14 protein-coding genes are annotated in these 21,793 nt (G+C 51.8%); 12 read left to right on the top strand and 2 right to left on the bottom strand.

Going from position 1 to position 21,793, the window contains the following annotated elements; all coding sequences use genetic code 11:
- Positions 1–9: 9 nt before the first annotated feature.
- From JS578_07155 to JS578_07110, 10 genes are all read left to right on the top strand, one after another.
- On the top strand, positions 10–1,347 hold the full coding sequence (locus JS578_07155; GenBank protein ID QRX62682.1) for a DegT/DnrJ/EryC1/StrS family aminotransferase: 1,338 nt from the start codon (positions 10–12) through the stop codon (positions 1,345–1,347).
- Positions 1,348–1,428: 81 nt separating this feature from the next.
- Positions 1,429–2,256 (top strand): N-acetylmuramic acid 6-phosphate etherase, encoded by an 828-nt coding sequence (locus JS578_07150; GenBank protein ID QRX62681.1) that lies wholly within the window; start codon positions 1,429–1,431, stop codon positions 2,254–2,256.
- Positions 2,256–3,527 carry a sugar MFS transporter gene (locus tag JS578_07145; protein ID QRX64953.1) on the top strand — a complete coding sequence of 424 codons (1,272 nt, stop codon included), beginning with the start codon at positions 2,256–2,258 and terminating at the stop codon, positions 3,525–3,527. Before JS578_07150 ends, JS578_07145 begins: the two co-directional genes overlap by 1 nt.
- A gap of 81 nt (positions 3,528–3,608) precedes the next feature.
- Entirely contained in the window at positions 3,609–4,478 is an 870-nt protein-coding gene (locus JS578_07140; GenBank protein ID QRX62680.1) for an N-acetylglucosamine kinase, read from the top strand.
- Between the two features lie 7 nt (positions 4,479–4,485).
- A complete protein-coding gene (locus JS578_07135) occupies positions 4,486–5,343 on the top strand; it encodes an endonuclease/exonuclease/phosphatase family protein (GenBank protein QRX62679.1) in 858 nt (285 codons plus the stop codon).
- Positions 5,344–5,596: 253 nt separating this feature from the next.
- Positions 5,597–7,255 carry a DUF4091 domain-containing protein gene (locus JS578_07130; protein QRX62678.1) on the top strand — a complete coding sequence of 553 codons (1,659 nt, stop codon included), beginning with the start codon at positions 5,597–5,599 and terminating at the stop codon, positions 7,253–7,255.
- A 582-nt stretch (positions 7,256–7,837) separates the two neighbouring features.
- On the top strand, positions 7,838–10,282 hold the full coding sequence (thrA, locus tag JS578_07125) for a bifunctional aspartate kinase/homoserine dehydrogenase I (GenBank protein QRX62677.1): 2,445 nt from the start codon (positions 7,838–7,840) through the stop codon (positions 10,280–10,282).
- A 1-nt stretch (position 10,283) separates the two neighbouring features.
- Entirely contained in the window at positions 10,284–11,498 is a 1,215-nt protein-coding gene (locus tag JS578_07120; protein ID QRX62676.1) for a cofactor-independent phosphoglycerate mutase, read from the top strand.
- Between the two features lie 10 nt (positions 11,499–11,508).
- Positions 11,509–12,813: a threonine synthase gene (thrC, locus tag JS578_07115; GenBank protein ID QRX62675.1), complete on the top strand. Its 1,305-nt coding sequence runs from the start codon at positions 11,509–11,511 to the stop codon at positions 12,811–12,813.
- Between the two features lie 87 nt (positions 12,814–12,900).
- Positions 12,901–15,858 carry an LPS-assembly protein LptD gene (locus JS578_07110; GenBank protein ID QRX62674.1) on the top strand — a complete coding sequence of 986 codons (2,958 nt, stop codon included), beginning with the start codon at positions 12,901–12,903 and terminating at the stop codon, positions 15,856–15,858.
- A 2-nt stretch (positions 15,859–15,860) separates the two neighbouring features.
- Here the strand turns inward: JS578_07110 and JS578_07105 are convergent, their stop codons facing one another.
- Positions 15,861–17,141, bottom strand: coding sequence for a replication-associated recombination protein A (locus JS578_07105; GenBank protein QRX62673.1), 1,281 nt, complete (start codon positions 17,139–17,141; stop codon positions 15,861–15,863).
- Positions 17,142–17,229: 88 nt separating this feature from the next.
- Between JS578_07105 and JS578_07100 the strand changes: the two genes are divergently transcribed.
- Complete coding sequence (locus JS578_07100; GenBank protein QRX62672.1) at positions 17,230–18,192, top strand: bile acid:sodium symporter family protein; 963 nt, start codon at positions 17,230–17,232, stop codon at positions 18,190–18,192.
- Positions 18,193–18,203: 11 nt separating this feature from the next.
- Complete coding sequence (locus tag JS578_07095; GenBank protein ID QRX62671.1) at positions 18,204–19,514, top strand: 1-acyl-sn-glycerol-3-phosphate acyltransferase; 1,311 nt, start codon at positions 18,204–18,206, stop codon at positions 19,512–19,514.
- A gap of 9 nt (positions 19,515–19,523) precedes the next feature.
- Here the strand turns inward: JS578_07095 and JS578_07090 are convergent, their stop codons facing one another.
- Positions 19,524–21,773 (bottom strand): GH92 family glycosyl hydrolase, encoded by a 2,250-nt coding sequence (locus tag JS578_07090; protein QRX62670.1) that lies wholly within the window; start codon positions 21,771–21,773, stop codon positions 19,524–19,526.
- Positions 21,774–21,793: the final 20 nt, after the last annotated feature.

Below are 21,793 nucleotides of genomic sequence, written 5' to 3'. Positions count from 1 at the left end.
AAATTATACATGAAACGTAGAAATTTTCTAAAAAATACCTCAATACTAAGTGTGGGTACTGCACTGGGATTATCTGGATTCCCAATCTCGATGCATTCTCAGACACACGGACCAGCTGTTCTTGGAGGCAAACGTTCATTCAATGGTACATGGCAAAAATGGCCGGTGATTGGTACTCCCGAAGAGGAGGAACTGGTGAAAGTATTGCACAGTGGCAAGTGGTGCCGTTTGGGAAGCCCCACAGCACTACGGTTCGAACGAGATTTCAGCAAAATGACTGGTTCTGGACATGCACTTGCCACATCGAGTGGAACCACAGCCCTGACCACCATGCTTGGAGCTCTTGACATTGGGCCCGGTGACGAGGTGATCCTACCACCTTATACGTTTATTGCCACATACAACGTGATTGTACAAAACTATGCACTCCCCATCTTTGTGGATACCGATATTGAGAGTTTTCAGATCGACGCCTCAAAAATTGAGTCTGCTATAACATCCCAGACACGTGCATTGATGCCTGTACATATCGGTGGTTCATCATTTGATGTGGATGCGGTGATGAGTGTTGCCAAGAAATACAATCTTCCCGTGATCGAAGATGCCTGTCAGGCACATTTTGCAGAGTGGAAAGGGAAGAAAGTGGGGACCTTCGGACTTGGTGGCGCCTTCAGTTTTCAGGCATCCAAGAATTTGAATTCAGGCGAGGGAGGTGCCATCATCACCAACAGTGAGGATTTTTACAACAAATGCTACAGTTTCCACCATCAGGGACAAGGATCCAATGCGGCGAGTCTTGAACCCGGTTCCGGTACACGCGGTTCAAACCTTAGAATGACTGAGTTTCAGGCTGCCATTTTGTTGGCACAAATGACACGTATCCCGGAACAGATCAAACAACGTTCTGAAAACGCTGCTTATCTCACCAAACTTCTTTCAGAGATTCCTGGGGTCAAGCCGGCCAAGCTCTACGAAGGGACCACCCGCAGTGCCTATCACCTCTACATGTTCCGTTACGACAAGGAGGCATTTGCTGGTATGGACCGTTCAAAATTTATCAGGGCTCTGAACGCTGAAGGAATTTCCTGTTCTACTGGATACACATCTCTTCCCAAAGAGGCATATGTGCAAAATCTTTCGAAGAACAAGCACTACCTGAAAATTTACGGAGAGAGAAGCATGAAACAGTGGCAGGAACAGATCAACTGCCCTGTGAATGATAAATTATGCGATGAAGCCTTGTGGTTCACGCAGACCATGCTGTTGGGCGATAGGGGAAATATGGAATTGATTGCTGATGCAATCTGGAAAATTCACAGAGCTGCCAATACAATTAAAAATATTTAATATGCTCTAAATTAAACATCTGAATTAACATAATTAATAGTGTTAGCATTTTTTAAATAATTAAATAAATATAAAAAGACTATGGAAAAGATTACTGAACAACCCTCGTTATACAACGATCTGGAGATGAAAAGCGTCAGGGAGCTCACCTCCGGATTGATCACCGAATACAAGAAAATAGCCCTGGCAATCGAATCGGCCAAGCCACAACTCGACCTGATGCTGGAGGCAGTGGTGGAGAAGGTGAAGGCAGGGGGAAGGATGATCTACCTGGGGGCAGGCACGGGGGGGCGTCTCTCGGTGCTCGATGTGCTGGAGCTGCCCACCACCTTCGGCATGGAAGATGACACCATCTGCGCCGTGCTGGCCGGTGGCATAGACAAGCTGATCCTTGCCCTGGAGGAGAAAGAGGATGATGCGGAAGAGTCGTGGGAGATGCTCACCGAAAAGGGGGTAAGCCCGAAAGATATCGTGGTGGGCATCTCGGCCAGCGGCACCACGCCGTTCGTGCTTTACGGCCTGGAACAATGTCAGGCACACGGCATCACCACCTGCTGCATCGTCAACAACCCCGGTTCACCCATCGCGGCGGTCTCCGATTATCCACTCGAGTTGATCACCGGTCCCGAGTTTGTGACCGGCAGCACCCGCATGAAGGCCGGCGCCTCCCAGAAGATGGTATTCGACATGATGAGCACCACGGTGATGATACAGCTTGGCAGGGTGCTCGACAACAGGATGGTGAACGTGCAGCTGATCAACTACAAGATCACCGACAGGGCGGTGCGCATCCTGATGGACAAGTCCAGCATCAGCGACTACGAACAGGCGCGTGCATTCCTGCTTGAGCATGGCAGTGTGGCCAACGCGCTGAAGAAACTGCACCTAAACGGGGGCGTACAGGAATGATGGATGCAACGCGCAAGAAAGCCTATCTTTATCCCCTGGTGATCATCGGGGGACTGTTCTTCATCTTTGGCTTCGTAACTTGGGCCATCGCCGTGTTAATTCCCTACCTGCAGATTGCCTGTGAGCTGACATCGATCCAGGCCATGCTGGTCTCCTCCGCCTTCTACATCTCCTACTTCGTGATGGCGATCCCATCGGGATACCTCTTGAAAAAGATTGGATACAAGAATGCCCTCACCTTTGGTCTTGTGAGCATGGCCGTTGGTTCATTGCTGTTTATACCGGCTGCGATGACCCGCATTTACGCTGTCTTCCTTTTAGGGTTGTTTGTGCAGGGACTGGGTCTCTCCATATTGCAAACCGCCTCCAACCCCTACGTGACCATCCTGGGCCCGCGTGAGAGTGGAGCCCGCCGCATGAGCATCATGGGCATCTGCAATGGCGTGGCAGGCATCCTGGGTCCCCTGATCCTGGGATCCATCGTCCTGAAGGATGCCGACGGGCTCACCACAGCCCTGGAAACGATGGCAATTGCTGAGAAAACGTTTCTGCTCGATGAGCTGGCCCGCAAGGTGGTTGTTCCCTACCTGCTCATCGCCGGCCTGCTGTTGCTGGTAGCCCTGGCAATCCATTTCTCCTCGCTGCCGGAGGTGGTTGAGGAAGAGGAAGAGGAGCTCACTTCTGAAACGCCATACAGTGCCTCGAAGAAGAGCATTGTGCAGTTCCCCCACCTCATGCTGGGTGTGTTCACCCTCTTCATCTACGTGGGGGTAGAGGTGATTGCCGGCAACACCATCATCGGGTATGGCTCCTTTCAGGGTATCGCCATGAGCAGTGCCAAGCTGTTCACCTCGATGACACTCTTCTTCATGCTGACCGGTTACGTGGTTGGCATCATTGGCATTCCCCGCTACTTCTCCCAGCAGCAGTCGCTCATCTTCTCCTCACTTTTGGGCATCCTCTTCATCATCGCCTCACAGCTGACCAGCGGTTTCACATCGGTGCTCTTCATCGCCCTGCTGGGGTTGGCCAACTCACTGATGTGGCCCTCCATATGGCCCCTAGCGATCTCCGACCTGGGGAGGTTCACCAAGGTGGGTTCTTCGCTGCTGGTGATGGCCATTTCAGGGGGAGCGGTATTGCCGCTCATTTATGAGCGGCTGGCCGACAGCCTCGATGCACGCCAGGCTTACTGGATGGTGGTACCCGGTTATCTGATCATCGCGCTCTACGCCCTGTGGGGACATAAGATCAGGACAAAGAGCTCCTGAGAGACGGCAACACCTCATCCGCCAACCAGAGATGAACAACGTGACAATACTGACATATATTACCAAGAAAAATAGAGCTATATGATACTGATTGCCGACGGTGGATCAACAAAGACAAGCTGGGTGCTGCTCGATCAGCGTGGAGCACCACAGCCATTCGAGACCGAGGGATATCACCCCTTTTTCGTGGATAGCGCCCAGATCCGCGAATCACTTGGGAGAATGCTGCCCGCTGCGATACAAGAGAAGGCTGGCGATGTAACCCGTATCTTCTTTTACAGCGCCGGTGGCGGCTACTCCCCCGAGAGTGACGATATCCTGATACAGGGGATCTCCGCCATCTTTCGCAAGGCAGCCATCACCATCGAAACCGACCTGCTGGCGGCCGCCCGCGCCCTGCTGGGCGAGGAGGAGGGCTTCGCGGCCATCCTCGGTACGGGAGCCAACAGCTGCATATATAACGGAAAAGAGGTTGTCGCCAACATCGAGTCACTTGGTTTTCTGCTGGGAGATGAAGGCAGCGGCAGCTACATCGGCAAGAAATTGATCGGAGACTATATTAGGGAGGTGATGCCCAAAAGTATAAGGGATGCATTTTATCAGACCTATCACCTTGGTGGCAATGATCTGTTGAACAGGGTGTATGAACATCCCGTTGCCAATCGTTACTGTGCCTCTTTTGCCCGTTTCGCCGGGGACCACCTACAGGAAGATACCTATTACGCGCAGGTGGTAACAGGTGCCTTCCGCGATTTCTTCCGCAATATTGTTGCATTGTATCCCAACTACCAACGATACAGTTTTAACTGCGTCGGATCCATAGCATATCATTTTCGGGAGCTCCTGGAGAAGGTGATTATTGAACAGGGTATGATACCCGGGGTAATTGACAAGGATCCGATGCAAGGGCTGATTGAATATCACCGGAAAGATTTGAAAAGGTTGAATTGAATTTGGTATGAAAAAAACAGTACTAATTTTTACGGCGGCAATGCTGCTGTTCCTATCAGCCTGCAAAGTAGCATCTGATATCCCCGTTTCCATCAATGTGGCTTCCTTCAATATACGTATGGACACACCTAACGACAGTCTGGATGCATGGCCCAACAGAAAGGAGATGGTGAAAGGATTGATCGCCTTTCACGAGTTTGACCTGTTCGGTATTCAGGAAGGATTTCACCATCAGATTACTGACATCCTGGAACTGAGCGATTACGCCTACGTGGGTAGCGGTCGTGACGACGGATTAACGGCAGGCGAGCATTCTGCAATCATCTTTAAAAAAGAACGATTTGAGGTTTTGGACAACGGTGATTTCTGGTTCTCCGAGACACCCGATGTTCCGGGAAAGGGATGGGATGCAACTTGTTGTAACCGCATCTGTTCCTGGGCTTCTTTGAGGGATAAGGTCTCCGGCAGCGAGTTCTACCTGTTCAACATGCACTACGATCATGAGGGAGAGGTAGCACGTAAGAACTCATCGCTGTTGTTGCTGCAAAAAGTGCGGGAGATTGCTGGTGACAAACCGGTAATCTGTACGGGTGACTTTAATGCAACACCGGATAGCGAGCCTATCAGGATAATACTCCAGGATGGTCTACTGAATGATGCTTACAGCACTACCCAAAAACCTCCGTACGGTACTACCGGCACCTTCAACTCCTTCAACCTGAATGCCAAAATGCAGAACAGGATTGATTATGTATGGACAACCAGACATTTCACCGTGAACAAATACGGGGTGTTGAACGACATGCAATATGGACACTTCCCGTCCGATCACTTCCCGGTAATGGTGAATGTGACGTTGAACTGATCTTCGATTAAAGTCATTCGGTGGCAGCGAAACAATAGGAATGAAGGGCAGAACAGAACCGGGGAGAGAAGGCTGTTAGATAATTTAAATATTTTATTAACTTTGTGCTGAAAACAATCAAAATTTCAAAACCATGCACTTCCTGTCATCAGCATTCAGACTTCTTTTCGTTATTTTTCTTGGATCATTCCTTCTGGCTATTGTTTCTTGCAAGAGCAAGCAGCCCGAAAAAGAGTGTACCACGTTCGAAGAGATGAAAGACCCCACGAACGACACACTCTCCGACTGGTCACACGTGACGGCAGGACTGCATGCCTCATTTATTTCAGTAGATAAAAAGTTGCCCAAGTCTGTAGCACCGGAGATAGCACCGGTGAAGAGTGTCAAGGTAACGGGATGGAAAGGGGAGAAAGTATCCGCTCAAATTCTGCTATGGAGTTCTGAGGATATCCGGCAGGTGGAGTGTGGGTTCAACGACTTCATGGGCAATGGGGGCACAATTCCCTCTTCAATTGCTCAGGCACGATTCGTTCGATACGTGATGACCGATGAGTATGGTCCCGGTTGCGGTCACCGCAAGCCGGACGACTTCCCCGCCTCACTGGCACCCGATATGCTGGATCACCTGGAGTGCTTCGACCTGGAGGCAAAAACAGTGAGACCGCTCTGGCTCACCTTCAACATACCGGCCGATGCTGCCGCCGGGAATTATCGGGGAAAAGCAATCATCCATGCCCTAAATCAATCGCCACAGGAGTTTGAGATTGAACTGGAGGTGGTGGATCAGCAGCTGCCACCACCATCTGAATGGCTCTATCACCTCGACCTCTGGCAACACCCTTCTGCCGTGGCACGGGTACATGGGCTGGAGCTCTGGAGCGAGGCACATTTCGAGAAGATGCGCCCGCTCATGCAAATGCTGGCAGATGCTGGTCAGAAGGTGATTACCGCTACCCTGAACAAGGATCCCTGGAACAACCAGTGCTACGATCCCTATGCCGACATGATCATCTGGACGAAAAACAAAGACCGGAGCTGGAGCTTCGACTATACCGTCTTCGACCGGTGGGTCGCGTTTATGATGGAGCTGGGTATCGACAGAATGATCAATTGTTACTCACTCCTCACCTGGAACAACCAGATGCACTACCACGACATGGAAAAGGGCGAACTGGTTACCGTGGAGCTGAAGGCACAGTCGAAGGAATATGAAGAGCTGTGGGGAGTCTTCCTGAAAGACTTCACCCGTCACCTCAGGGAAAAGGGATGGCTGGAAAAAACCAATATCGCCATGGATGAGCGTGCCCCGGCTGACATGAAGGCAGCACTGGAACTGCTGGAGCGCTACGCTCCCGATCTGGGCGTCTCTCTTGCCGACAACCACAAGAGTTACCAGGAATACCCATGGATCAGAGATATCTGTGTGGGGGCAGAGGCTAAGGTAAGCAAAGAGGAGATTGCAGCACGCAGAGCGAAGGGGCTCATCACCACCTACTACGTCAGCTGCGCCGACAGTTTTCCCAACATGTTCACCTTTTCCCCGTCGGCTGAATCGGTATACGCCGCATGGTACGCAGTGGCATGCGATTTCGATGGATTCCTGCGTTGGGCTTACAACTCCTGGGTGGAAAATCCGCTGACCGACTCCCGCTTTCGTACATGGCCGGCAGGAGACACCTACATGGTTTATCCCGATGCCCGCAGCTCCATCCGCTTTGAACGGCTGGTGGAAGGAATCCAGGATGCGGAAAAAATCAGGGTACTTCGGAAAAAGTACAACGAAGAAGGCACACCCGAAGCACTCGCTAAACTGGAAGAGCTGGAAGAGGCTATAGCCGGTTTCGAGACGCTCGAACCTTCCGGTGACTGGCAACAACAACTACTCCATGCCAAACAGATACTCAATCCTTAGACTTATTTGTGGAGCTTTCACAATTATAAAGCATCGTTATGCAAGCTGTCAGGTTATATACATATTCACATGTGAGATCTTCATCCACTCTTATATCAAATCAGGCAGTATCATGTCTAAGAGATAAATAAAGGGTGTATGCGCCTGCGAGGAAAGATTCACTTTCGTCAAGTGATGAGTGGTTGGAATTGCCGGATTTGATCACTCGAAGAAGGTGATTCCATTTAAAAATTCAAGACCAAATCGATATTTTAATGTTAAAAACAGGTTTTTCCTGCGAAATTGTAATTTGAATCAATTATTCACTTATCTTTGCAACAAATTCAAGGCAACCAATGCAGAATTTGTATTACACATATACCCGCACCTCCACTACATTGACCATGACCCCTTGGGGGGTTAGGTAAATTTTCACATCCGTAAGCGGCCTCAGCTGCACAAGCGATAATTTCAGTTATCGCACAACAATCCAACATCTTATATTTCACAACTCCGCCCGTGCGGAACAATCTGATCTGACAGAGAGTAGCATCATGAATCGATGTAGCGCTGTGGACTTCAGAGATCATAAAAATTAATGGTATGAAGGTGATGAAATTTGGCGGGAGCTCCGTGGGGAGCCCCGATAGCTTGAAGATGGTCAAGCAGATCATTGAAAAGGAGAATGAGCCGGTGGTCGTGGTGGTCTCCGCCCTGGGTGGAGTAACCGACCGGCTGCTGCAGGCTGCCGACTTTGCACTGAACAGTAACCCCGGATACAAAAGCATCCTCGAGGAGATCATCACGCGGCATGAGGAGATCATTGAAAAGATGATTCTCTCTGCAGAACTCAGGGAAGAGGTGACACAGAAAATACAACAGCTATTAGATGATCTGCGCAACATCCTGCGTGGGGTTTATCTGATTGGCGATCTTTCACAAAAAACTTCCGACAAGATCGTCAGCTATGGAGAGCGGCTCTCGTCGCTGATCATCAGTCACGTGATAAATGAAGCAGAGCTCTACGACCCTATGCACTTCATCAAGACCAGCCGCCAGTTCCACAACCACCTACCCGACCTGGCACGCTGCAATCAGCTGATCCGCAAAACCTTCTCTGAGATGCCCCCCCCGAAGGTGGCCGTCGTCCCCGGTTTCATCGCCTCCAGCAGCGAGAACGGCGACATCACCAACCTGGGGCGCGGCGGGTCGGATTACACCGCAGCCATCATCGCCGCTGCGATGGAAGCCTCCGTACTGGAGATATGGACCGACGTGGATGGCTTTATGACAGCCGATCCCAGGATCATCAACTCGGCATACGTGATTGAGGAGCTCTCCTTCATCGAAGCGATTGAGCTCTCCAACTTCGGAGCGAAGGTGATCTATCCACCCACCATCTTCCCGGTTTACCACAAGAACATCCCCATCCGGGTGAAGAACACCTTCCGTCCGGAGTGCGAGGGTACGTTGATCCGCAACATCGCACCCAACCCCAACGGGCAAATCATCAAGGGAATCTCATCCATCAATGACACAGCACTAATCACCATCCAGGGCCTCGGCATGGTGGGCGTGATTGGTGTCAACAAACGGATCTTCTCTGCCCTGGCCGACAATGGCATCAGCGTCTTCATCGTTTCGCAGGCCTCCTCAGAAAACAGCACCTCCATTGGTGTCCGTACACAGGATGCCACTACCGCTCAGAAGGTGCTCAACAGCGAGTTTGAACATGAGATCGCCATGGGCAGTATCAATGAGATCATCATCGAGTACGAGCTGGCTACCATCGCCATTGTGGGTCAGAACATGAAGCATGTACCGGGTATCTCCGGCAAGTTCTTCGGGGCTCTCGGCAGGAACGGTATCAGTGTCGTGGCCCTGGCACAGGGTGCCGGTGAAACCAATATCTCCTGCGTCATATCCAGGACGGATCTTAAAAAGTCGCTCAACGTCATACACGACTCCTTCTTCCTCTCCCCCTATCAGGAGCTGAACCTCTTCGTCGTTGGAACCGGCACCGTGGGCAGCCGCCTGCTGGAGCAAATCAGACAGCAACAGCTAACGCTGAAAGAACAGAACAAGTTGCGCATTAACATTGTTGGCATCGCCAACGGTCGCAAAGCACTCTTCACCCGCGATGGTATCCCACTCGAGGGTTACTTCGACAACCTGATGGAACACGGCGTCAAGAGCTCTCCGGAGTTGATCCGCAATGAGATCCTGAAGATGAACATCTTCAACTCGGTCTTCGTGGACTGTACCGCCAGTCCGCTTATCGCAGAAATCTACGATGAGCTGATGGCGAAGAACGTATCGGTAGTCACCGCCAACAAGATCGCTGCCTCATCGGCCTACGACAACTATCACCACCTGAAGGAGACAGCCCGCAAGAGCGGTGTCAAATTCCTATTTGAAACCAACGTGGGAGCCGGGTTGCCAATCATCAACACGATGAACTCACTCACCAACTCGGGCGACAGAATCGTGAAGCTGGAGGCGGTGCTCTCCGGTACCCTCAACTTCATCTTCAACACACTCAGCGAGGAGGTTCCTTTCAGCAAAGCCATCAGCATGGCGGTTGAGGCGCAATTCGCCGAGCCCGATCCGCGCATTGACCTGAGCGGACTGGATGTGACGCGCAAGTTGGTGATCCTCTCACGTGAGGCGGGTGCCCACATCGAACAGTCGGATGTGGTGAAAAAGTTGTTCGTACCGCAACAATATTTTGAAGGAAGCCTGGAGGAGTTCTGGCAGACTATCCCCCAATTGGATACCGCTTTCGAAGAACGTCGCAGGGAGCTTGCCAGGGAAGAGAAGAAACTCCGTTTTGTAGCTTCCTACGACAAAGGAAGGTGCGAGGTCGGGTTGCGTGAGGTAGAAAAAGGTCATCCCTTCTACGACCTGGAGGGAAGCAACAACATCATCATGATCACCACCGAGCGGTACAACGAGTACCCCATGGTGATTAAGGGATACGGTGCCGGTGCAAGCGTCACCGCTGCCGGTGTCTTTGCCGATATCATTTCCATTGCTAACATCCGCTAAGATGTCACACAAAACAATCATCATCCTGGGCGACGGAATGGCCGACGAACCTATCCCTGCCTTGGGAGACAAAACAACAATACAGGCAGCCAATACACCCTACATGGACCTGCTGGCCCGCAAGGGCAGAAACGGTCTACTGCACACGGTGCCCGACGGCTTTGCCCCCGGCAGTGAGATTGCCAATCTCTCGGTGCTGGGTTATGACCTTCCTGCCGTGTTCGAGGGAAGAGGGGTGCTGGAAGCTGCCAGCATGGGGGTGGAGATACATCCCGGGGAGATGGCCATGCGTTGCAACCTGGTTTGCATCGAGGGTGATCAGCTGATCAATCACTCTGCCGGGCACATCTCCAGCGAAGAGGCAGAAGAACTGATTCATTTCCTGAACGAGAAACTGGGAGATGAGACTTTTCGCTTCTACCCCGGTGTCTCCTACCGCCACCTGCTGAAAATGCAGGGGGGTGACAAACGGATTGAGTGTACCCCGCCGCACGACATTCCTGAACTTCCCTTTCGTCCCTACCTGATCAGGGCTTCCCACCCGGCTGCCGAAGCTACCGCTGACGCACTGAACAGGCTTATCATGGCCTCTCAGGAGCTGTTGCGCGATCATCCGGTGAACAGGAAAAGAATCAAGGAGGGTATGCATCCGGCCAGCAGCATCTGGCCCTGGTCGCCCGGCTATCGCCCACAAATGAAACCGCTGAGCGAGATCTACCCCATTCGTAGTGGGGCTGTGATCTCAGCAGTAGACCTGATTCGTGGGATAGGAGTCTATGCGGGGCTGGATGTGATTATGGTGGAGGGAGCCACCGGATTGTACGACACCAACTATGAGGGAAAGGCCGAAGCCGCACTGAAAGCCTTAAAGGAGAAAGACTTCGTCTACCTCCATGTGGAGGCGAGCGACGAAGCGGGCCACGAAGGTGATGTGGATCTGAAGGTGAAGACGATAGAGTATCTCGATGCCCGCATCATCAAGACGATATACGAGGAGACGCTGAACTGGGACGAGCCGGTCACCATCGCGATCCTGCCGGACCACCCCACCCCCTGTGCCAAACGCACCCACACCCGTGATGCAATTCCCTTCCTGATCTGGCACAGAGAAATTCAACCCGACAACGTGCAGCACTACGATGAATTCGCTGCAAGAGAAGGAAGCTACGGACAGCTACATGGCAACCAGTTCATCAAAGCAGTTTTCAACCTATAGCTAAAATAACATGCGCTACTACAGCACCCAAAAACAATCGCCCGCCGTCTCCCTGAAGGAAGCCGTCGTGAAAGGACTGGCTCCCGACAGGGGGTTGTACATGCCCGAAACCATCGGACAGCTGCCTTCATCATTTTACAAGGAAATCACCGAGCTGAGCCTGACCACTATCGCCCAAACCGTCGCAAGGTCGTTCTTCGGCGATGATATCCCTCAAAATGAGCTGGATGCCATTGTGGCCGATACCCTCAGCTTCGGGATTCCGCTACGGCAAGTGGAGGAGAACATCTGGGTGCTGGAACTGTTTCACGGCCCTACCTTTGCCTTCAAGGATGTGGGTGCGCGCTTTATGGCACGCATGCTCTCTCATTTCGTAAAAAAGGAACAACAGGACGAAGTGAAGGTGCTGGTAGCCACATCAGGCGATACAGGCAGTGCCGTGGCCAACGGCTTTCTCGGTGTAGAGGGGATTCGTGTGTACGTGCTCTACCCCTCCGGTAAGGTGAGCGATATCCAGGAGGCACAGTTCACCACCCTGGGACAAAACGTCACGGCACTGGAGGTAGATGGCACCTTTGACGACTGTCAGGCACTCGTAAAGAACGCTTTCATGGATGAGGAATTGAACAGTCAGCTCCGGCTAACCTCCGCCAACTCGATCAACGTAGCCCGGTTTCTGCCACAGTCGTTCTACTATTTCCATGCCTGGGCACAGTTGATGCGCTACAATCCTGCTGCAAAGGCTGTAATCTCAGTACCCAGCGGCAACCTGGGCAACCTCACCGCCGGCCTCTTCGCCAAACGGATGGGACTGCCGGTGGAGCGATTCATCGCTGCCAACAATCGCAACGATGTGTTCCGTGAATACCTGCTCACGGGGGATTACTCCCCCAGGTCATCGGTGCAGACCATCGCCAACGCCATGGATGTTGGTGCTCCCAGCAACTTCGACCGAATCCTGGACCTTTACGGGCACGACCATCACGCCATCACCAACGATATCACTGCATACCGCTACAACGATGCAGAGATTTGCCATGCCATTAGAGAGGCGCAGCAACGCACCGGTTACCTGCTCGACCCCCACGGTGCCTGTGGGTACCTCGCCCTAAAGGAAGGACTGCAACCGGGTGAAACGGGTATCTTTCTCGCTACCGCTCACCCTGCCAAGTTCAAGGAGATCGTGGAGGATTGCACCGGAATCAAAACAGAAATACCGCAAGCACTGGCTGCATTCATGCAGGAAAAAAAAGAGACAACAGAGCTACCAAACGATTTCAATCTCTTTAAAAAAGCCTTATTCCGACTTTCTTAAGTTTCTTTTTATTATTTTTGCTGCAAAATCACTCTTTAATGAGTAGTTTTGCGGGTAAAACCATAGGAGGTTATCTGCTTATAGCGCATGAGGCGACTGTTACGTGTTACATATCTTTTTCTCCTGTTGACACTCTTCATCCACTGCTCTTCCGTCCGTCAGGCGACGAGCACAGCAGATCAGACAGGTCAGCCCGCTGCATCGGAAGCTCTACCGTCCGATACGGCGATTATTGATCGTGACACCCTTACTACCCTTCTCCCCGACAGTATTGCTACCAACAGAACCCTGACGGCCGACTCCACACGACTCACGCAGAGAGCCGATTCACTCGTTGCACTCTCTGATACGCTTCTTGCTGCGGGCCAGGATTCCCTGATGCCCACATCTCAGGACTCATTATCAGTATCTCCTCAGGATTCTCTCTCAATCAAAGCGCAAGACTCCATTTCGGTCACTGAAAAGCAAACACTGGAAGCGGCAGTCTTCTACACTGCCAAAGATTCAATGATCTTCACCGCAGACAACATGGGATATCTCTTTGGAGAAGCTGACATCAAATACGGCGAGATGGGTATCAAGGGAGAATACATCACCATGGACATGGACAGCAGCCTTATCTCTTCTACATACGGTCTGGATTCGTTGGGGAAAGAATATGGTTTACCCATCTTCGCGGAAGGAGGCACCGAGTACGAGATGAAGAAGGTTCGCTATAACTTTGAAACGCGAAAGGCTTTTATCCACAACGTGGTTACCCAGCAGGGAGAAGGAAATATCGTAGCCAATGAGGCCAAGATGAATGCTGACAACTCCTTCTTCATGCGCAACGCAAAGTACACCACCTGCGACAACCACGACCACCCCCACTTCTACCTCAACCTCTCAAAGGCAAAGGTGCGTCCCGACAAAGATGTGGTGACAGGCCCTGCTTGGCTGGTAGTGGCTGATGTGCCGCTCTTTCCAATTGTACTCCCTTTCGCCTTCTTCCCCTTCACCAAGACCTACTCCTCAGGCATCATCATGCCCAGCTACGGTGATGAGATGACCCGTGGGTTCTACCTCCAGAACGGCGGTTACTACTTCGCGTTAAGCGACTACATCGATCTCTCACTCACCGGCGAGATCTACACCAAGGGATCATGGGGCGTGGGAGCTCGTTCCAACTATCGCAAACGGTATAAGTACTCGGGCAACGTCAATGTCTACTACCTCAACACCGTGACCGGTGAGAAAGAGCTGAAAGAAGTGGTACCGGAGGCTTACTCGGTGGCAAAGGACCTGCGCATCAACTGGACCCACTCACAGGATCCCAAGGCCAACATGTACCGCACTCTCTCGGCCAGCGTCAACTTCTCCACCAGCCGCAACAACCATCGTGACCTCAGCCGACTCTATTCACGCGAAGCATCCAACAACACCAAGAGCTCGAGCGTGAACATCACCCAGCGTTTCCCCGATTCCCCCTGGAGTCTCTCCGCCACCATGAGCGTCAACCAGGTTTCGCGTGACTCCACCATCGCAGCCACGCTGCCCAATGTTTCAATGAACATGAGCCGCATCAACCCCTTCAAGCGGAAAGATGCAGTGGGTGAAGAGCGTTGGTATGAGAAAATTTCGATGAGTTACTCCGGTGAGTTCCGAAACTCCATCACAACCAAGGAGGATAGGTTCCTCAAGGCAAACCTGGTGAGGGACTGGACCAACGGCATGCGCCACAACATACCGGTGAGTGCTACCTTCTCGTTATTCGACTTCATCCAGGTCTCCCCCTCGATCAACTATACCGAGCGGTGGTACACCGGTGCCCATAAGCAGGCCTGGGATCCCATCGCAAAGAGAAATGTACCGGTGGATACAGTGATGGGGTTCAAACGTGTTTATGATTACAATGCATCGCTCAGTGCGCAGACCAAACTCTATGGGATGTACACCCCCTGGAAAATATTTGGTGATAAAGTGCAGGCTATCCGCCACGTCTTCTCCCCGAGCATCAGTCTCAGCTATCGTCCCGATTTCAGTGATCCCAGGTTCAACTTCTACGAGACCTACTCCTACAAGAACGAATATGGCGAAGATGTAACCTATACCTACTCCCCATATTCCTCCATGATGTTCGGCACTGCACCAAAGGGACAGAGCGGGAGCATTGGCTTCGACTTCAAGAACAACCTGGAGATGAAGATACGTGACGACAAAGACTCTACCGGCACCCGTAAGATAAGTCTGATCGACGATCTGGGCATAGGGTTCAGCTACAACATGATGGCCGACTCGATGAAGTGGAGCATGATCAACTCCAACATCCGTCTGAAACTCTCAAAATCATACACCCTCAGCCTGAATGCCACCTGGGATCCCTACATATACGAGCTTGACCAGAACGGCAACCCACGTCAGGTGGACAAGCTGAGGGTACTCAATGGCAGGGGAATAGGCAAGCTGATGAACACCGGCACCAGTTTTTCCTACTCCCTCAACCAGGATACCTTCAAGAAGCTGTTCAGTCGTGATAAAAGTGAAGATGATGAGGATGATGAAGATGCTGACAATCCGGATGAAGGACTCCCGGACGATGGCACCATGGGGGAGAACCCATATGAAACGCGCGGTGGAGACCTCTCGATGAACGAGAGTGATAGTTCGATGGGCGAATTTGATGCCGATGGCTACCTGAAAAATGGGGTCAACTGGAACATCTCAATGAACTACTCATTGCGCTATGGCTATGGTGAATTCGATAAAGAGAAAATGGAATACAAAGGACGACTGACCCATAACTTCGGGTTGAGTGGCTCTCTGCAACCCACCAAAAACTGGAACTTCACCTTTAACACAGACTACAACTTTGATGCGAAGAAATTCACCAGCGTCAATTGTACCCTCACCCGCAATCTGCATTGCTGGAGCATGTCTGCCAGTTTTATCCCCATTGGGCCCTATAAATCTTACAACTTCTCCATTCGTGCCAACTCATCGTTGTTGCAGGATCTGAAGTATGAACAGCGCAGTTCCCCGTACGATCGTGGTGCGGAGTGGTATTGATCTTATTGATCCCCCCAGAGCTTTTTCATCCATTCCTGCATCTTGACTTCTGAGGGATTGGACTGCGGGTCCCAGAAACGACTTTTATTGAGCTCCTTTGGCAGATACTCCTGCTGCACGAAATTATCCTTGTAATCGTGTGCATATTTGTACTCCTTCCCATATTCCAGCTCCTTCATCAGCGAGGTAGGGGCGTTGCGCAAGTGCAGCGGGACCGGGAGATTACCGGTCTGCTCAACTTTTGCCAGAGCCTTGTCGATGGCAAGGTAGGCTGAGTTGCTCTTGGGAGAGGTGGCCAGGTAGAGCGTGGTCTCTGCCAGCACGATTCGCCCCTCCGGCCAGCCGATTTTCTGAAGCGTTTCAAAGCAGGCATTGGCCAGCAACAGGGCGTTGGGGTTGGCCAGGCCAATATCCTCTGCGGCTGAGATCACCAAGCGGCGGGCAATGAACTTGGGATCCTCGCCACCGGCCACCATCCTCGCCAGCCAGTAGATCGCCGCATCGGGGTCACTGCCCCGTATCGACTTAATAAAGGCAGAGATAATGTCATAGTGCATCTCTCCTCCCTTGTCATAGGCAGCCGGGTTCTCCTGAAGCCTCTCCGTCACCAGCTTGTCGGTGATCACCAACTCCTCTTCGCTGTTTTCAATAGCATCATCGGAGGCAACAGCCAGATCCAGAATATTGAGTAGCTTGCGGGCATCCCCACCGGAGAAGCGAAACAGCGCATCTCTCTCCAATACGGTTATCTTACGCTCCTTCAGGATCTGATCCTCGGTGAGCGCCCGCTGCAGCAAGACTTCCAGATCCTGCTTCTCGAGCGATTTCAGGACGTATACCTGACAACGAGAGAGGAGAGGACGGATCACCTCGAAGGAGGGGTTCTCGGTGGTGGCACCTATCAGGGTCACTGTTCCGGTCTCCACTGCATGCAACAGGGAGTCCTGCTGCGACTTGCTGAAGCGGTGTATCTCATCAATGAAGAGTATCGGGGCAGCACTGTCGAAGAAACGGGCATTCTTCGCCTTCTCGATAACCTCCCTCACATCCTTCACCCCCGAGTTGATGGCACTCAGCTTATAAAAGGGCGCCTTCAGTGTATTGGAAATGATGTTGGCCAAGGTGGTCTTTCCCACGCCGGGAGGTCCCCAGAAGATAATGGAGGGGATCCTGCCCGAGTCGATCATGCGACGCAACACAGCACCCTTACCCACCAGGTGTTTCTGGCCGATAAACTGATCGAGGTTTTGTGGCCGAAGCCGTTCAGCAAGAGGTGCACTCATAATTGTATTTTTTCCTATTACACAAAGATAGGAAATTAAATACACAATAAAATTGTATATTTGTAACCATAAAGTCAAAAAGTAGAGTATGCAAATTGCCCCGATCCTGTCGCTCTTCGGCAATATGGAACCACTTAACCAAGTCCGGCTGAACTTTAACCAGGAGAGCGTCTACCTGATGAATATCGCCATCGCCTTTATCATGTTTGGTGTCGCACTCGGTATCAAACCTGAACATTTCAGAGTTGTCATAATGCGTCCCAAACCTGTTTTGTTGGGAGTCATTTCACAATATCTCCTGCTTCCGGCACTCACCTACCTGCTGGTGTTGGTGGTCCGCCCCAGCAACTCGGTTGCACTGGGTATGATTCTGGTGGCTTCCTGCCCCGGTGGAAATGTTTCCAACCTGATTTCCGCCATCTCAAAATCAAACATCACGCTCTCGGTGAGCCTCACCGGCATCACCACCATCCTTAGCCTCTTCATGACACCACTTAATTTCGCATTCTGGGGTAGCCTCTATGCGAAACACTCACCTCTGCTGGTACCCATCGCCATCGAACCGGCAGAGATGTTCCGCACCGTTTTCCTGATACTGGGGATACCGGTGATCCTGGGGATGACAGTTGGGATGAAGTTCCCCAAATTTGTGAGAAAAGTGGAAAAGAGTGTACAGGCTGCATCCATCATTTTCTTCATTGGTTTCATCGTAGCTGCACTGGCAGGCAATTTCAGCATCTTTCTACGCTACATTCACCTCACCTTCCTGCTGGTACTTATCCACAACGGCATTGCCTTCCTCACCGGTTACTCACTGCCACGTCTTTTAGGTGTGGATGAACTGAACAGTAGAACCATTTCTATCGAGACTGGTATCCAAAACTCCGGACTGGGACTGGCGCTCATCTTCAATCCACGTATCTTCCCCGCTGAGCTGAACCTGGGCGGTATGGCGTTCATCGCCGCATGGTGGGGCATCTGGCACATCGTGGCAGGACTGCTCCTGGCATTCTACTGGCGTAAACGTCCCGCAAAAACAGGAACCCTCTAAACCCTTGCATCATGTTATACCGTTACGACTTTCGCTACTCGATAGCCAAGTTTTATTTCAACAACGCCCTACGTCTCAACTTTAGCAAGATTGTTTTCTCCGGCAGAAGCGAGAATGTTTCGAAGCATCGGCCGGTGATCTTCGCCCCCAACCACCGTAATGCTTTGATCGACGCCTTGCTGGTGGTGATGGCCACATATCACAAGAAACAAGTGGTCTTCCTGGCGCGTGCCGATATCTTCAAACAGAAGCTGATTGCATGGGTCCTGAGAGGGATGCGCATCATGCCAGTCTTCCGGATGCGTGATGGAAAGGATAACCTGGATAGAAACAACGAAGTTTTCAACAACGCGGCACGCATACTGAAGCGGAACAAACACCTCGCACTCTTCCCAGAGGGTGTGCACAACCCTAAACAGTCGCTACTTCCCATACGAAAGGCGGTGCCTCGTATTGTACTTCCTACTGAGGCTTCAACGGGTTTTACACTGAACAGCCAGATCGTGCCGGTATCAATTTACTACCGCGACATCTTCGCTTTTCTATCTGAGGTCTACATCACCTTCGGAACCCCTATCGAGGTGAATCAATACAGGGATCTCTACAATGAAAACCCTGTACTGGCAGTGAATGCACTGCGACAAGACCTGGAAGAGAGCCTCAAAAAGATGGTGGTGAACATACAGAGTGAAGAGTACTACGAGGAGTATCGCCGCACGATTGACTGGAATGGTGACAGGCTGTCAGAAGAGCTTTTCCCCGGGCAAAAGGATGGTTTCCTACAGGCGTCGCTTCACATCGTGCGGGAGCTTGACAAGCTTCAGGAAGAGAATCAAGTTGCTTTTGAAAAAAAGATGATCCAATTCCGTGAAGCTTCTGCCTTGATGAATAAGGAGGGTTTACAATCAACCGACCGCCTTTGGAGGCCGAAAACAGCAACCCTGTTGACTACCCGCATACTGGCATTGCTCATCTCCGCCCCGGTGGCGCTCATCGGATTCCTCAACGGCTTCTTCCCCATCCTGTTACAGAAGAAACTGCAAACACTTTTCAAGGACAAACAGTTTGTTGCATCAGCACGATATGCTTCAGGACTGATCTTCGTGCCGCTGTTCGACCTGTTGCAGTCGCTTGCCGTACGATTCATCACCGGCGAATGGCTGCCGGCAATTGCCTATTTCCTGTTGATGCCTCTTACTTTCTATTTTGCGCTTTACTGGCGCAAGTGGTGGAAGCAGCTTCAACGCGACCGCAAGGTATATCGTTTTGCCACACAAAAGCCTGAGAAGTGGCAGCGATTGCTGGAATTGATCAGGCTTTAAATCACTTTTCTATTTCTTCGCCTTCAGATGGAAGACGATCTTCTTCGCCTTCACCAACTCCTCATGGCTGATTCGGAAGCCTTTTAGGGGGCGTCCGTCGACTGCAATCCAGTCGATGTATCGTGCTCCCTCTGATGGACGATTGGTCTCGATTACCAACTGCCGGCCCTCATAATAATCAGTATCCAGCTGCAATGTGATCCGATCGAACAGCGGCGTGGTGAGCGTGTAGGAGGGATCAGTGGCATTGTCGGGGTAGAAACCCATCATGGTAAAGAGAGCCCAGGTAGACATGGTGCCGGTATCATCGTTGCCTGGAAGTCCGTCGGGGCTATTTTTAAAGTGTGCCTCCAGCAGCTGCTGTGTGAGTTCCTGGGTGCGCCAAGCCTCTCCCTTCACATAGCTGAAAAGGTAGGGATAGGCAATATTGGGTTCATTGGTGGGGTCATAGTGGTTATCGTCGAACACCTCCTGCAGCTTCTTCACGAACCTTCTCGTGCCCCCATGCAGTCGAATAAGTCCCTCCACATCGTGCGGCACCATGAAGGAGTAGTTCCAGGAGCTACCCTCATGGAAGCCTGGCACCGGCTCAAAGTTCTCCCCCTGTTTGGGGTTGAAAGGGGTCAGGAAGGTGCCGTCCGGCAGGATGGGACGGAAGACTCCATATTCGGGTGAGTAATAGCGGCGATAGTTGAGTGATTGACGGCTGAACTGTTCAGCCTCCTTCTCCTTACCAAGTGCCGCAGCAAACTTGCCCAGGGCAGCATCAGCGATATAATACTCCAGCGCATGCGATACCGAATTGTCATATTCCTCCCGAAGGGGTATATATCCCTTGGCAAGGTAATCATCGATGTCGGGACGGATGAAGTTATCACTCCCTGGTGTGGTAGCCGACTTGATCATCGCCTCCCAAGCGGTCTCCACATCAAAGTCTCGTAGCCCCTTCATCCAGCTGTCCACGATCACTGGGATGGCCGGATCGCCTTCCATGGTGAGGGTCTCACGACTGTAGAGCTCCCAGCGTGGTAACCAACCACCTTCACGGTACATTTCCACTAACGAGCGCACCATGTCGAGCTGCCTGCCGGGATAGAGCAGTGTCAGCAGCTGGTGCACATTGCGGTAGGTGTCCCACAGAGAGAAGACGGTGTAACGGCTCGTCGCCGTGTGACGAATAGCATCACCCTCCATTTCGGGATATTCCCCGTTCACGTCATTCAGCAGGTTGGGGTGTATCAGTGAATGGTAGAGTGCCGTATAAAAGATTGTCTGCTGATCGTCTGTTCCGCCCTGTGGGGTTACCACCGAGAGTGCCTCATTCCATCTTTCGCGCGCCTGACAACGAACACGGTCAAAGTCGAACCGGGGCTGTTCTCTCTCCAGGTTGAGTCGTGCATTCTCGGTACTGACAAAGGAGACACTAATCTGCACCTCCACCTGTTCTCCCTCCTCCAACTCGTAGCTGAACCAGGCACCAATGTCGTCACCGGCAATGTCACGAGTGTAGCGGGTGTAGAGTTTTCGTGTGCCGCTGGTAGAATCCCACTGCGCCTCGACTCCCATTTCACGCTGCTGTTTCCAGTAGCCGAAGCGTTGTGGTGCCTTGTTCACCCGCATCACGAAGTAGATTGGGAAGACCGCCTGTGGGTTGTAGCAGAAGGTGCCCAGTAACTTCATCCCCTCCACCTCGGTATCACTCACCCGACGCATCCAGGCCCCCGACTCGTTTGTGAGTCCCTCACCCAGGTTGAGCAGGATATTTCCCTCCCCTTCCGGAAAGGTGAAGCGGGCGATGCTGCTGCGCTCAGTGGTCGTCACCTCAGTCCTGACGCCATACTTCGTAAGCCTGTTGGTGTAATAACCTGGCGAGGCGTACTCATCGCTGTAGCCACTCCCGTATTGGATGTAGTCCACATTCAACTCACCACTCGTAGGCATCAGCAGGAGGGACCCCATCTCGGGGCAGCCCACACCGCTCAGGTTGACGTGTGAGTATCCGGTGAAGAAACAGTTGTCGTACGAATAGGGGGTGGACCACCACTGTTTGTCCTTGTCGAAACGGTTCTCTTTCGATCCCATCACGTTGAAGGGGGCCACCGACATCATACCGTGGGGCAGTACCGGGCCGGGATGCGTGGTGCCATAGTTAGTAGTGCCGATAAAGGGATTGACCCTCTCTGCCGGCTCCTGCGCCATCAGTGGCAGGGTGAATAGAAAAAGCAGTAAGGATAGTAAAGTGTTTCTGAACAGATACATATGAATGAACTCTTTTTTAT

The organism is Dysgonomonadaceae bacterium zrk40 (genome assembly GCA_016916535.1).
In the GTDB taxonomy this organism is placed as follows: Bacteria; Bacteroidota; Bacteroidia; order Bacteroidales; family Dysgonomonadaceae; genus Proteiniphilum.
This window is presented reverse-complemented; position numbering and strand designations above follow the sequence as displayed.

Bases quoted from the DNA above. Each gene is read 5' to 3' on its own strand.
- JS578_07155 (QRX62682.1), top strand. From the start codon at position 10: ATGAAACGTAGAAATTTTCTAAAAAATACCTCAATACTAAGTGTGGGT.
- JS578_07105 (QRX62673.1), bottom strand. From the start codon at position 17,141: ATGAGTGCACCTCTTGCTGAACGGCTTCGGCCACAAAACCTCGATCAG.
- JS578_07110 (QRX62674.1), top strand. From the start codon at position 12,901: ATGAGGCGACTGTTACGTGTTACATATCTTTTTCTCCTGTTGACACTC.
- JS578_07140 (QRX62680.1), top strand. From the start codon at position 3,609: ATGATACTGATTGCCGACGGTGGATCAACAAAGACAAGCTGGGTGCTG.
- thrA (QRX62677.1), top strand. From the start codon at position 7,838: ATGAAGGTGATGAAATTTGGCGGGAGCTCCGTGGGGAGCCCCGATAGC.
- JS578_07120 (QRX62676.1), top strand. From the start codon at position 10,284: ATGTCACACAAAACAATCATCATCCTGGGCGACGGAATGGCCGACGAA.
- JS578_07100 (QRX62672.1), top strand. From the start codon at position 17,230: ATGCAAATTGCCCCGATCCTGTCGCTCTTCGGCAATATGGAACCACTT.
- JS578_07145 (QRX64953.1), top strand. From the start codon at position 2,256: ATGGATGCAACGCGCAAGAAAGCCTATCTTTATCCCCTGGTGATCATC.
- JS578_07150 (QRX62681.1), top strand. From the start codon at position 1,429: ATGGAAAAGATTACTGAACAACCCTCGTTATACAACGATCTGGAGATG.
- JS578_07095 (QRX62671.1), top strand. From the start codon at position 18,204: ATGTTATACCGTTACGACTTTCGCTACTCGATAGCCAAGTTTTATTTC.
- JS578_07090 (QRX62670.1), bottom strand. From the start codon at position 21,773: ATGTATCTGTTCAGAAACACTTTACTATCCTTACTGCTTTTTCTATTC.
- thrC (QRX62675.1), top strand. From the start codon at position 11,509: ATGCGCTACTACAGCACCCAAAAACAATCGCCCGCCGTCTCCCTGAAG.
- JS578_07135 (QRX62679.1), top strand. From the start codon at position 4,486: ATGAAAAAAACAGTACTAATTTTTACGGCGGCAATGCTGCTGTTCCTA.
- JS578_07130 (QRX62678.1), top strand. From the start codon at position 5,597: ATGAAAGACCCCACGAACGACACACTCTCCGACTGGTCACACGTGACG.